13 protein-coding genes are annotated in these 12,584 nt (G+C 54.0%); 5 read left to right on the top strand and 8 right to left on the bottom strand.

Annotation, left to right across the window (positions count from 1 at the left end):
• Positions 1-115: 115 nt before the first annotated feature.
• The 4 genes from DFO52_RS13675 to syd all read right to left on the bottom strand — a co-directional run bounded on the left by DFO52_RS13675 (position 116) and on the right by syd (position 2,868).
• The gene (locus DFO52_RS13675; protein ID WP_029741558.1) at positions 116-565 is read right to left on the bottom strand and encodes a flavodoxin; all 450 of its coding nucleotides are present in this window, start codon (positions 563-565) and stop codon (positions 116-118) included.
• Between the two features lie 24 nt (positions 566-589).
• Positions 590-1,366 carry a tRNA pseudouridine(65) synthase TruC gene (gene truC / locus DFO52_RS13670; RefSeq protein ID WP_023309023.1) on the bottom strand — a complete coding sequence of 259 codons (777 nt, stop codon included), beginning with the start codon at positions 1,364-1,366 and terminating at the stop codon, positions 590-592.
• Positions 1,363-1,692: a YqcC family protein gene (locus DFO52_RS13665; RefSeq protein ID WP_023309024.1), complete on the bottom strand. Its 330-nt coding sequence runs from the start codon at positions 1,690-1,692 to the stop codon at positions 1,363-1,365. The genes truC and DFO52_RS13665 overlap by 4 nt, the downstream gene beginning before the upstream one ends.
• Positions 1,693-2,322: 630 nt before the next feature.
• Complete coding sequence (gene syd, locus DFO52_RS13660) at positions 2,323-2,868, bottom strand: SecY-interacting protein (protein WP_133550565.1); 546 nt, start codon at positions 2,866-2,868, stop codon at positions 2,323-2,325.
• 69 nt (positions 2,869-2,937) lie between these two features.
• Here syd and queF point away from each other — a divergent pair, with 69 nt between their 5' ends.
• From queF to xni, 5 genes are all read left to right on the top strand, one after another.
• Positions 2,938-3,780 (top strand): NADPH-dependent 7-cyano-7-deazaguanine reductase QueF, encoded by an 843-nt coding sequence (gene queF, locus DFO52_RS13655; RefSeq protein WP_021241894.1) that lies wholly within the window; start codon positions 2,938-2,940, stop codon positions 3,778-3,780.
• 116 nt (positions 3,781-3,896) lie between these two features.
• A complete protein-coding gene (gene ppnN, locus DFO52_RS13650; RefSeq protein ID WP_023309027.1) occupies positions 3,897-5,261 on the top strand; it encodes a nucleotide 5'-monophosphate nucleosidase PpnN in 1,365 nt (454 codons plus the stop codon).
• A gap of 515 nt (positions 5,262-5,776) precedes the next feature.
• Positions 5,777-7,072 carry an HAAAP family serine/threonine permease gene (locus DFO52_RS13645; RefSeq protein WP_029741560.1) on the top strand — a complete coding sequence of 432 codons (1,296 nt, stop codon included), beginning with the start codon at positions 5,777-5,779 and terminating at the stop codon, positions 7,070-7,072.
• Between the two features lie 65 nt (positions 7,073-7,137).
• Complete coding sequence (locus DFO52_RS13640) at positions 7,138-8,505, top strand: L-serine ammonia-lyase (RefSeq protein ID WP_133550564.1); 1,368 nt, start codon at positions 7,138-7,140, stop codon at positions 8,503-8,505.
• A gap of 112 nt (positions 8,506-8,617) precedes the next feature.
• Positions 8,618-9,373, top strand: a complete 756-nt coding sequence (xni, locus tag DFO52_RS13635) for a flap endonuclease Xni (protein WP_021241892.1) — start codon at positions 8,618-8,620, stop codon at positions 9,371-9,373.
• Positions 9,374-9,483: 110 nt separating this feature from the next.
• On the opposite strand, the gene rlmM is transcribed toward xni, so the two are convergent.
• The 4 genes from rlmM to DFO52_RS13615 form a co-directional block, all read right to left on the bottom strand.
• Positions 9,484-10,584 carry a 23S rRNA (cytidine(2498)-2'-O)-methyltransferase RlmM gene (rlmM, locus tag DFO52_RS13630; protein ID WP_121424556.1) on the bottom strand — a complete coding sequence of 367 codons (1,101 nt, stop codon included), beginning with the start codon at positions 10,582-10,584 and terminating at the stop codon, positions 9,484-9,486.
• Positions 10,577-10,972: a DUF423 domain-containing protein gene (locus tag DFO52_RS13625; RefSeq protein ID WP_023309031.1), complete on the bottom strand. Its 396-nt coding sequence runs from the start codon at positions 10,970-10,972 to the stop codon at positions 10,577-10,579. The genes rlmM and DFO52_RS13625 overlap by 8 nt, the downstream gene beginning before the upstream one ends.
• Positions 10,973-11,011: 39 nt before the next feature.
• Positions 11,012-11,929 carry a glycine cleavage system transcriptional regulator GcvA gene (gcvA, locus tag DFO52_RS13620; protein WP_023309032.1) on the bottom strand — a complete coding sequence of 306 codons (918 nt, stop codon included), beginning with the start codon at positions 11,927-11,929 and terminating at the stop codon, positions 11,012-11,014.
• Positions 11,930-12,278: 349 nt separating this feature from the next.
• The gene (locus tag DFO52_RS13615) at positions 12,279-12,506 is read right to left on the bottom strand and encodes a YgdI/YgdR family lipoprotein (protein WP_008499648.1); all 228 of its coding nucleotides are present in this window, start codon (positions 12,504-12,506) and stop codon (positions 12,279-12,281) included.
• Between the last annotated feature and the right edge of the window lie 78 nt (positions 12,507-12,584).

The following is a 12,584-nucleotide window of genomic DNA, read 5'->3' as shown; positions in this document are numbered from 1 at the left end:
GTATGAGAGGTTGTTTATGGCATAAGCCCAAGGGAGTGGAAGGTGGTTCACGGAATTGAGGATTTGCTGCGGCTTCGTTGCCGGGTGGCGGTTAAGCCTTACCCGGCCTGGATAACTATTTAAGGAGAGTTGCCCAGTGCTCGACCCATGGGTTTGATTCGCTTTCTGGCTCCGGATGCTCTCCAGCATCAATCAGCAGCATCTCGCCGACGCGCTGGGCGCTCTGTTCCTGCAGGAGCGCATCGAACTGCTTGCCGCCGCCGCAGAAGTTGGCGTAAGAACTGTCGCCCAGAGCAATGATGCCGTAGTGCACGTCCGGCTGATAGCCAAGCTGGTCTTTAATGCCCTGGAAAAGCGGCACAATGCTGTCCGGCAGATCGCCCTGCCCGGTGGTGGAGGTCACCACCAGAATGTATTTATCTTTATACTTTTCCCAGTCTGCCAGCTCCGGATCTTCATAGACCGTGGCTTTATGGCCCTGGCTGGCGAGTATTGCCTCAGCCTCTTCCGCTACCAGCAGCGAGTTGCCGTACATTGTGCCGACAAAAATGCCTACTTCAGCCATGATATTTTCCCATAATGAATGCGTTTATCGTTCATCCTGAACGTTGCCCGATACAAACTCAACCCTTTCATTTTCGGGGAGTTGTCCCAGCCAGCCAAACTGTGACAGCGCCTGCATCCAGACGTCGTCCAGCCCCGCACGAATAGTCAGCGGTTCGCCGGTAAACGGGTGCGTCAGGCTCAGCTCGCTGGCGTGCAGCATCAGACGATGGCAGCCAAAGTGTTCGGCCGCACTGCGGTTCTGGCGCAAATCACCGTGTTTGCTGTCGCCAATAATCGGGTGGCGCAGGTGCGCAAGATGGCGTCGCAGCTGGTGCTTACGCCCGGTTTTAGGCAGAAGCTCAACCAGGCTGTAGCGTGTGGTCGGAAATTTGCTGGTTGCAACCGGCATTTCGGTCGTCGCCATGCCGCGATAATCCGTTACTGCGGGCTGCGGACCTTTGTCATCGCGGGCAAATTTATCGGCGATTTTGTCCAGCTCCTCTACCAGCGGATAGTCCAGCGTGGCGGCTTCCGTCAGCCAGCCGCGCACGATCGCGTGGTAGCGCTTTTGCATCTGATGCTGTTCAAACTGCTGTGACAGCAGGCGTCCCGCCTCGCTGGAAAGCCCCATCAGCAGCACGCCGGAGGTCGGCCTGTCGAGACGATGGGCGGTAAAAACATGCTGGCCAATCTGGTCGCGAACGGTCTGCATCACCACCACTTTCTCATCGCGATCGAGCCAGCTGCGGTGTACCAGCCAGCCTGACGGTTTATTCACCGCCACCAGCCACTCGTCCTGATAGAGGATCTCAAGCGTCATGCATCTTCACCGGCAAACAGGGCATCCAGTTTTTCCAGTTCGACCAGCATCACGTCGCGCGCAGGGTGCGTCGCCTCGAGCGCCATTTCATAGTAGGGAGAGACAGCAAACGCCTGCGGAAGCGGGTGACCGCCCTCAAGCAGGGCGTGCATGCGGGGAATTAACACCCACTGCAGCCACTCAAACGGGGCCAGCGTATCCAGGCAGAAGGGCTGGGTGCTCGCGAACGCTTCTGGCTGCGGCGCGGTCTCCTGCCACAGCTGATGTTGGCGCAAAAGGGCTTCGATGGCGTGCAACTGAGCACGAACGCTATCGTGTTGCGTCATAGTAACCTCAACTGAAAAAGTGAACGGCGCGCAGCATAGCATTGCGGAAGGCAGAAATAAAAAAAGGGAGCACTGTAAAAACAGTGCTCCCGGTTCGTTTCGCAGCATTCCAGCTACAATTCGTGCTCCCTGCTCATCCGTGACAACTTTTCCTGAAGCCCGAAGGCCTGGTCATCCGTAAGCCAATGCATCCTGCACACATCTTCCTGACGTGTTTGTTTCATCCCGAAACGTCCTGGCCTTCCTGACCCACCGACCATCCTGACCGGCTCTCGTTCTCCTTCCTGGAGGTGTCCCTTACGCATCCTGCGTTATCCACTTCGCTTCATCATGAAGCCTTCCTGCAGCGCCATCCTGACGAGTCCTGTGTGAGAAACGCCGTCATCCTGATGTTCGTTTCTCGTGTCGGCGTCCTGTCGACGGAGATAGAATCCGCTATTCCGCTTCGTCTTACAACCCACCCTTTCTGGGTTGTAAGCCGTAATAAATCCCTAAAAACAATACGATGAACAGGTAATTCATTGAAAAACAGAGTGATATTAATCTGAATTAAATGAGGTAATACTGAATCTTCAGCGATCTCTCACAAACGTTGTAAGAGATCTCTCACACGCGCTATAGCATCATGGATTACAGAAGTGGCTCAAGTCGGGTAAGGAAATCCGCAAGAGAGGGGGCGAGAGTCTCGCGATTGCGGGTGCCGATAGTCTCTTTAACCACTTCACCTGACAGGTTACAGACGGAGATAACGTCCAGTTCACTATCCAGCGTGGCAATAAAGAGCGTCGGAGAAAGTTTAAGGCGTTTTTGCGTGACCAGATGACCAATCAGGTTTTCCTGAACACGCTGCAGATCGTCTTCGCTCCAGGTCTGCAACAGCGTCAGCGTAACATTAGCAAAGCGCGCGGGCATATCCCCTGCGAACTGCGTGGTATAAAACGCATGAACCGCTGGTTGTACCACAATGTCCATTGCCCGTTCAACCGCATTTACATTTTGCTCGCCGTCGAAAGGTTTTGGCTGCCAGATAACGTAATCGTCGACTGAAGAGATAATGCACGGCGAAGGTACACCATACAAATCAGCACTTTGCGGCCAAGTCTGGTCCTTTTCATGCCATGCGTCGCAATAGCGGGCCGTGAAGGTAGTGAGGGCATTTGCAGTTTCGATGTCCACCGATTTCTCTCTTCTTGTCAGACAGGATAAACTCAGGCCATAAGTGTACCTGTAAAGTGGCTATGAAACATGTCTTACGAAAATCATCAGGCGTTAACCGGCTTAACGCTGGGTAAATCGACCGATTACCGCGATACCTACGATGCAAGCCTGCTTCAGGGCGTGCCGCGCAGCCTGAACCGCGATCCTCTGGGCCTGCATGCAGACGCATTGCCGTTTGTCGGCGGTGACATCTGGACGCTGTACGAACTCTCCTGGCTTAACGCGCGCGGTCTGCCGCAGGTGGCGGTGGGCCACGTTGAGCTGGATTACGCCAGCGTTAATCTCGTCGAGTCCAAAAGCTTTAAGCTCTATCTCAACAGTTTTAACCAGACAAAATTCAACAGCTGGGACGACGTTCAGCACACCCTGGAACGTGATTTAAGCGCCTGCGCGCAGGGAAAGGTGAGCGTTTCACTGTATCGCCTGCACGAGCTGGAAGGGCAGCCAGTCGCCCACTTCAACGGGACCTGCATCGACGATCAGGATATCGAGGTGGAGAATTATGAATTCAGCGCCGATTACCTCGAAAACGCCGCGAGCGGAAAAGTGGTCGAAGAGACGCTGGTCAGCCACCTGCTGAAATCCAACTGCCTGATCACCCACCAGCCGGACTGGGGCTCGGTGCAGATCCAGTACCGCGGCCCGAAAATCGACCGGGAAAAATTGCTGCGCTACCTGGTGTCGTTCCGCCATCACAACGAATTCCACGAGCAGTGCGTGGAGCGTATTTTTAGCGATATTCAGCGTTTCTGCCAGCCAGAAAAACTGAGCGTTTACGCGCGCTACACCCGCCGTGGCGGTCTGGACATTAACCCGTGGCGCACCAACACCGATTTTGTGCCGGCAACGGGACGGCTGGTGCGTCAATAATATAAATATTTTCACAATATGCGCGGTATCTTCCGCGCTTTAGGTTGTGAAACGTCACGCGCCAGGGCTATTGTAATCAACAGGGAAAGACGATAATCGTCCCGTAAGGAGCTCACTTGATTACACATATTAGCCCGCTTGGCTCAATGGATATGTTGTCGCAGCTGGAAGTGGACATGCTTAAGCGCACGGCCAGCAGCGATCTTTATCAACTGTTTCGTAACTGTTCACTTGCCGTACTGAACTCCGGAAGCCTGACAGATAACAGTAAAGAACTACTGTCCCGCTTTGAAAGCTTTGATATCAACGTGCTGCGTCGCGAGCGTGGCGTGAAGCTTGAAGTCATCAACCCGCCGGAAGAGGCCTTTGTCGACGGGCGCATCATTCGTTCACTTCAGGCTAACCTGTTTGCCGTGCTGCGTGACATCCTGTTTGTTAACGGGCAGATCCACAACGCAGGCCGTTTCCAGCATCTCGACCTGGAAAGCTCAGTCCATATCACCAACCTGGTGTTCTCCATTTTGCGTAACGCCCGTGCCCTGCACGTTGGCGAAGCGCCGAACATGGTCGTCTGCTGGGGCGGCCACTCCATTAACGAAACCGAATACCTTTATGCCCGTCGGGTAGGAACGCAGCTCGGCCTGCGCGAGCTGAACATCTGTACCGGCTGCGGTCCGGGTGCGATGGAAGCACCAATGAAAGGTGCCGCAGTGGGACACGCGCAGCAGCGTTATAAAGAGGGGCGGTTTATCGGCATGACCGAGCCGTCAATCATAGCCGCTGAGCCGCCTAACCCGCTGGTTAACGAGCTGATTATCATGCCGGATATCGAGAAACGTCTTGAAGCGTTTGTCCGTATCGCCCACGGCATTATCATCTTCCCGGGCGGCGTGGGGACAGCGGAAGAGCTGCTCTATCTGCTGGGTATTCTGATGAACCCGGCCAACAAAGATCAGGTTCTGCCGCTGATCCTGACCGGGCCAAAAGAGAGCGCCGACTACTTCCGCGTGCTGGACGAGTTTATCGTGCACACGCTGGGTGAAGCCGCGCGTCGTCACTATCGCATCATCATTGACGATGCCGCGGAAGTGGCGCGCCAGATGAAAAAAGCGATGCCGTTGGTAAAAGAAAACCGTCGCGATACCGGCGATGCGTACAGCTTTAACTGGTCAATCCGCATCGCGCCGGACCTGCAGATCCCGTTCGAGCCAACGCATGAAAATATGGCGAACCTGAAACTCTACCCGGACCAGCCGGTGGAAGTCCTGGCGGCCGATCTGCGTCGTGCCTTCTCCGGGATTGTGGCGGGCAACGTCAAAGAGATGGGCATCCGCGCCATTGAACAGTACGGTCCGTACAAGATCCACGGCGACCCGGAGATGATGCGCCGCATGGACGACATGCTGCAGGGCTTTGTCGCTCAGCACCGCATGAAGCTGCCAGGATCCGCCTATATTCCTTGCTACGAAATCTGCACCTAACGCTCAGCAGCATCTGATCAAAGCCGGGTCGCCCTGTTGCGCGTCCCGGCTTTTTTATTACCGAGGTAATTCATACGCATCACTTATGTCTTTTACAAACTATGCGCAAACGCAAACGATTACCTTGTTTTTCCAACCGTAAATTATCAGCCTTAATCCAAATTACCTGCCAGAAAATACTAAAAACCCATTTCTTTACAGCTAAAGACACCTATATCACGGGTCAGTCTTTCAGCTCACATGTCGTTGGTGGTAGCCTTCGCGCCCGTAAATTCTCTTTGATGTTTTTTTAACAGATAAATGGTCTAAATATGCCCACATCATAAGTGGATTATTGCATTTGGGATCAGGATCACTGATAGATTCATAACTAGAATGTATCTTTCCGCCCGCCAATAGTTACGGGCGAAAATTATTAAAAAACCGTCACTGAACGAATTTCATATTACCGTCAGGCACTTTTTCATCGGATTTGACTAAAAAACCTGACAATTCGCTTCCTCCAGGAGATACAGATGGAAACCACTCAAACCAGCACCGTTGCTTCGATTGAATCCCGAAGTGGTTGGCGCAAAACGGATACCATGTGGATGCTTGGCCTTTACGGCACAGCAATCGGCGCTGGTGTACTGTTCCTTCCTATCAACGCAGGCGTCGGCGGTCTGATCCCGCTGATCATTATGGCTATCATTGCTTTCCCGATGACCTTCTTCGCACACCGCGGTCTGACCCGCTTCGTGCTGTCCGGTAAAAACCCGGGCGAAGACATCACTGAAGTTGTTGAAGAGCATTTCGGCGTTGGCGCAGGTAAACTGATTACCCTGCTCTACTTCTTCGCGATTTACCCTATTCTGCTGGTCTACAGCGTGGCAATCACCAACACCGTTGAAAGCTTCATGATGCACCAGCTGCACATGACGCCGCCTCCGCGTGCGATTCTGTCTCTGATCCTGATCGTGGGCATGATGACTATCGTTCGCTTCGGTGAGCAGATGATTGTGAAAGCAATGAGCGTACTGGTCTTCCCGTTCGTGATTGCTCTGATGGTGCTGGCTTGCTACCTGATCCCACAGTGGAACGGTGCAGCGCTGGAAACCCTGTCCCTGAGCAGCGCATCGGCAACCGGTAACGGCCTGCTGATGACCCTCTGGCTGGCGATTCCGGTAATGGTGTTCTCTTTCAACCACTCCCCAATCATCTCCTCTTTCGCCGTTGCGAAACGTGAAGAGTACGGTAATGGCGCAGAGAAGAAGTGCTCCAGTATCCTGGCGCGCGCTCACATCATGATGGTACTGACCGTGATGTTCTTCGTCTTCAGCTGCGTACTGAGCCTCTCCCCGGTGGATCTGGCGGCAGCGAAAGAGCAGAACATCTCTATTCTGTCTTACCTGGCGAACCACTTTAACGCACCGGTCATTGCGTGGATGGCACCAATCATCGCGATTATCGCCATCACCAAATCCTTCCTGGGCCACTACCTCGGCGCGCGTGAAGGCTTCAACGGTATGGTGATTAAATCTCTGCGCGGTAAAGGCAAGAGCATTGAAATCAACAAGCTGAACAAAATCACTGCGCTGTTCATGCTGCTCACCACCTGGGCGGTAGCAACGCTGAACCCAAGCATCCTGGGCATGATTGAAACCCTGGGCGGCCCGGTCATCGCGATGATTCTGTTCCTGATGCCGATGTACGCGATTCAGAAAGTCCCTGCTATGCGCAAGTACAGCGGTCATGTGAGCAACGTGTTTGTAGTTATCATGGGTCTTATCGCAATCTCTGCGATCTTCTACTCCCTGTACACCATGTTCTGATTATCACCCGCGCCGTCTTCGGACGGCGCACTCCTCCCTCTCTGACTGAAAGCAATGGACGCATCATGATTAGCGTATTCGATATCTTCAAAATCGGTATTGGTCCTTCCAGCTCTCACACCGTCGGACCAATGAAAGCCGGTAAGCAGTTCACGGATGACTTGATTGCACGCGGTATCTTGCATGACATTACCCGCGTGGTTGTCGATGTATACGGCTCGCTTTCCCTGACCGGGAAAGGCCACCATACCGATATCGCCATTATCATGGGCCTGGCGGGAAACCTGCCGGATACCGTTGATATTGATGCGATCCCTGGCTTCATCCAGGATGTGAACACCCACGGTCGCCTGCTGCTGGCGAACGGTGAGCATGAGGTTGAATTCCCGGTTGACCACTGCATGAATTTCCATGCGGACAACCTGTCGCTGCACGAAAACGGCATGCGCATTACCGCGCTGGCCGGCGACAAAGCGGTATACAGCCAGACGTATTACTCTATCGGCGGCGGTTTTATCGTCGACGAAAACCACTTTGGTCAAACCAATACCTCTTCTGTCGAAGTGCCGTATCCGTACAAAACGGCGGCGGATCTTCAGCGTCACTGTCAGGAGACGGGCCTTTCCCTCTCCGGCCTGATGATGAAAAACGAGCTGGCACTTCACAGTAAAGAAGAGCTCGAACAGCACTTCACTAACGTCTGGGAAGTGATGCGCGGCGGTATTGAGCGCGGGATCACCACCGAAGGCGTTCTGCCGGGCAAGCTTCGCGTGCCGCGTCGCGCTGCTGCGCTGCGCCGTATGCTGGTGAGCACCGACAAAACGACGACGGACCCGATGGCCGTTGTAGACTGGATCAACATGTTCGCCCTGGCGGTAAACGAAGAGAACGCCGCAGGGGGCCGAGTGGTCACCGCGCCGACTAACGGCGCCTGCGGTATCGTTCCGGCGGTGCTGGCGTACTACGACAAGTTTATCCGTGAAGTGAACGCGAACTCGCTGGCGCGCTACCTGCTGGTCGCCAGTGCGATTGGTTCGCTGTATAAGATGAACGCGTCTATCTCCGGTGCGGAAGTGGGCTGTCAGGGTGAAGTCGGCGTGGCGTGCTCCATGGCGGCGGCGGGTCTGGCCGAACTGCTGGGTGCAAGCCCGACACAGGTGTGCATTGCTGCGGAAATCGGCATGGAGCATAACCTGGGACTGACCTGTGACCCGGTTGCCGGACAGGTACAGGTACCGTGCATCGAACGTAACGCGATTGCCTCCGTGAAGGCGGTGAACGCGGCACGTATGGCGCTGCGCCGTACCAGCGAACCGCGCGTCTGTCTCGATAAGGTTATCGAAACCATGTACGAAACCGGTAAAGATATGAACGCCAAATACCGCGAAACCTCTCGCGGCGGCCTGGCGATGAAGATCGTAACCTGCGATTAAGCCCCTCAGGAAGCCTCGTTTTGCGAGGCTTCTTCCTGTTTTCCCCACCATTCATAGTTTCACGCTGCTGACAGTGTTACCCTTCACGCATGAGATAGAAGGGAGATTATCTGTGGCCGTTCATTTACTTATCGTCGATGCTCTTAACCTGATTCGCCGTATCCATGCGGTACAGGGGACGCCTTGTAAAGACACCTGCCTGCACGCGCTGGAACAGCTTATCCGCCACAGTGAGCCCACCCATGCGGTCGCGGTATTTGATGACGAAGCCCGCAACACGGGCTGGCGACACCAGCGACTGCCCGACTACAAAGCCGGACGCGCCCCAATGCCGGACGATCTTCACGCCGAGTTGCCCATGCTGCGCGCTGCATTTGAACAGCGGGGCGTTCCCTGCTGGGGCGCACAGGGAAACGAAGCCGACGATCTCGCGGCCACCCTGGCCGTAAAGGTGGCAAGTGCCGGACATCAGGCCACTATCGTTTCAACTGACAAAGGCTACTGCCAGCTGCTCTCTCCGACTATTCGCATTCGTGACTATTTTCAAAAACGCTGGCTGGACGCGCCGTTTATTGCCAGCGAGTTCGGCGTCTCGCCCGAGCAACTGCCGGATTACTGGGGGCTGGCAGGCATCAGCAGTTCTAAAGTTCCGGGTGTCGCCGGTATTGGGCCGAAGAGCGCCGCGCAGCTGCTGACCGATTTTCAAAGTCTGGAAGGGATTTACGCCCGTCTGGATGAGGTACCGGAAAAGTGGCGCAAGAAGCTGGAGGCGCATAAAGAGATGGCGTTTATCTGCCGGGAAATCGCAACGCTACAGACGGATTTACAGCTGGACGGGAATTTACAGCAGTTGCGGTTAGAACGTTAATATCCCCTCACCCTAACCCTCTCCCCATGGGGGAGAGGGAACTGCCCGGTACGGTCTTTTCCCCCCTCGCCCCTTTGGGGAGAGGGCCGGGGTGAGGGGCAATCAGCGCACTATCGCTCGTCGCGACGTCCACCGACCGCAGCCCACCAGCGACGAATATGCACCGTCACCTCTTCACGGTCGTGATACAGCTGACGTGCCTGGATCTCTACGTTAATACCGTTTTCGTCCATTTGTTCCTGAATGTACGCCAGGTTCTGCGATACTTCCTCATAGCGCTTTTTCATCGGCAGCTTGAGGTTGAAAATGGTCTCACGACACCAGCCGTTGACCAGCCAGGAAGCCATCAGCGCGGCGACTTTTGCCGGCTTCTCAACCATATCGCACACCATCCACGAGATGTTGTTACGGTTCGGGCGATAGCGGAAACCGTCCTCACGCAGCCAGGTGACCTGTCCGGTGTCCATCAGGCTTTGCGCCATTGGGCCGTTATCAACGGACGATACCCACATATTGCGTTTCACCAGCTGATAGGTCCAGCCGCCCGGACACGCGCCAAGGTCGACGGCGTACATGCCGTTTGCCAGACGCTCATCCCACTCATCTGCCGGGATAAAGACGTGGAACGCCTCTTCCAGCTTGAGCGTGGAACGGCTTGGCGCATCGGACGGGAAGCGCAAACGCGGAATACCCATAAAGAAGGGAGAGTTGTTGGTGGTGTACGAATAGCCTGTATAGCAGCAGCCCGGTGCGATAAAGAAGATATGCACCACCGGACGCTTCGGCGTTTCGTAGTTCGTCAGCACGCCCGCATCACGCAGCGCCGCACGCAGCGGCACGGTGAACTTACGGCAGAACTTCATCAGCTCTTTACTTTCGTTGGTATCCGCCACTTCAACGCGCAGATCGCCGCCCTTCTCCACCACGCCCTGCAGCATGCCAACAATAGGCGTGATGCGGTCTTCCGGCGGAAGATCCTTCAGCAGCTCACCCGCGACAAACATCTGGCGAGCGAAGATCAGCGAGCTGAACGGCAGCTCGCGCGCCAGCTTGTCTGCGTCTTCAGGCTGATAGCACTCGAATACCACATAGCCCGCGTTTTCTTTTACGCGGGCAAAGCCGAAGACTTCGCGCTTCGCCGCTTTATCGGTAATTTCCGCGGCGCACTCTTTCTCAAACCCCGGGCGACAATATAAAACAACCTTATTCATGAACAACGCCCTTGCGTTTCAGACGGATAGCTCCGATAAACATTAATACCCAACCCGCCAGGAAGCTGAAGCCGCCGACAGGTGTAACAAACGCCCACAGGCGCAGATGTGAGAGCGCAAGGCAGTACAGGCTACCGCTGAACAACACGGTACCCAGCGCCATAAACACGCTGCTCCAGTAAAACCAGATACTGATACGACGCTGCATCGCCACCGCCAGCCCAAAAATCGCCAGCGTGTGGAATGCCTGATATTCAAGGCCGGTCTGGATCCAGCCCATCTCTACTGCGCCCAAAGACTTGCTTAATACATGTGCGCCAAAGGCGCCCAGTGCAACAAAAATAAAGCCACTCACCGCGGCAAAAATCAGCATGAATCGGCTGGTCATGTTTAAGTCCTGAATTGATGCGTGCCCGGCACACAAACGTTATTGCTCATACCTGAAGCGGAATTTTTCTTGCTCGGTTGCCGCTTTCGCCAGTATCCACTGCCGGAAGGCGGCTATTTTACCCAGTTCTGCCTGACTGTCATGACAAACCAGATAAAACGCATTCTTGCTGACCAGTACATCATTAAAAGGGCAAACCAGGCGGCCTGCCTCAATTTCGGACTGCGCCATGACATTGTTCGCCAACGCCACGCCCTGCCCGTGAATGGCAGCCTGTAACACCATCGCACTGTGGCTAAAAATGGGTCCCTGCTGCACGTTAATATGTGTAAGACCTAATTGACGGGTATAAGTTTGCCAGTCGCGGCGAGAGGCATCATGCAAAAGCGTATGCTGAGCCAGGTCAGCGGGTGACTTCAGCGCCTTCTCACCTGTTAACAGCAGAGGAGAACAGACCGGCAGGAGATATTCTGCGTATAATTTTTCAACGCGCAAGCCCGGCCAGTTACCGCGACCATAAAAAATGGCAACATCCACGTCATCGGCCAGCTTGTCCTCCTGACGATCTACCGCCTGGATTCGAACGTCGATCCCCGGATAAGCTGAGTTAAAGCTTGAGAGTCTCGGCACCAGCCAATGAATGGCAAAACTGGGCAATAAACTGACGGTCAGAGCACCTTTTGCACTGCGAGCCTGCAGCTTACGCGTGGCTTCCGTAAGCTGGGAAAAAATCTCTTTAATATCCTGAAAATAGCTCTGCCCCTCTTCGGTCAACAGCAACGAACGGTTGCGTCGACGAAACAGCTTAAGGCCCAGAAAATCCTCCAGAGACTTGATTTGGTGACTTACTGCGGCCTGTGTCACAAAAAGCTCATCTGCTGCGCGGGTAAAGCTCAGGTGACGTGCTGCTGCATCAAAAACACGTAATGCATTAAGGGGTGGCAATCGCTTTGACATGGTTATCTGGCTTAGATGTTAACGGATTTTAACAAACAGGAAACAACGTTTAACCTATTAGTTTTTTTTATCTGAGCCATTATAATTTGTCCGTTGAGGAACTACCAGCAAATACCTATAGTGGCGGCACTTCCTGAGCCGGAACGAAGAGCTTTTTTCGGAATGCGTGTTCTGAAGGGCTTTTGGCTTACGGTTGTGATGTTGTGTTGTTGTGTTTGCAATTGGTCTGCGATTCAGACCACGGTAGCAACGCTACCAATTTTTCACTTCCTGTACATTTACCCTGTCTGTCCATAGTGATTAATGTAGCACCGCCAATTTGCGGTGCTTTTTTTTCGCCTGCGATCTGTTAATGCTCGATCTCTTTCATCTCTTTAACGTCCGTGCGGTTGATCTGCTGCTTGTTCCCGTTAGCATCTTTGTACGAAATCATCCCGGTATCATTATCGGTAGTCGGTTTCCCTTCCGAAACGATAGAACGACCATCGTTGGTGTGCATCACGTAGTTATTACCAGAACAGGCGCTCAGGGCAAAAGTAAACGCACAGGCAGAAATGATTGCAGCTGTCTTATTCATGATTATTCTCCTTTAGCAATTAATGCTATTCAAACCTCGATTTATAACAGGCTAAAACATCCGCCTAACACTATTTAG

It is taken from the genome of Enterobacter sp. AG326, from assembly GCF_004362415.1.
Lineage (GTDB): Bacteria > Pseudomonadota > Gammaproteobacteria > Enterobacterales > Enterobacteriaceae > Enterobacter > Enterobacter asburiae.
Note: the sequence above shows the minus strand (reverse complement) of the source record. Positions and strands in the feature narration are given on the sequence as shown.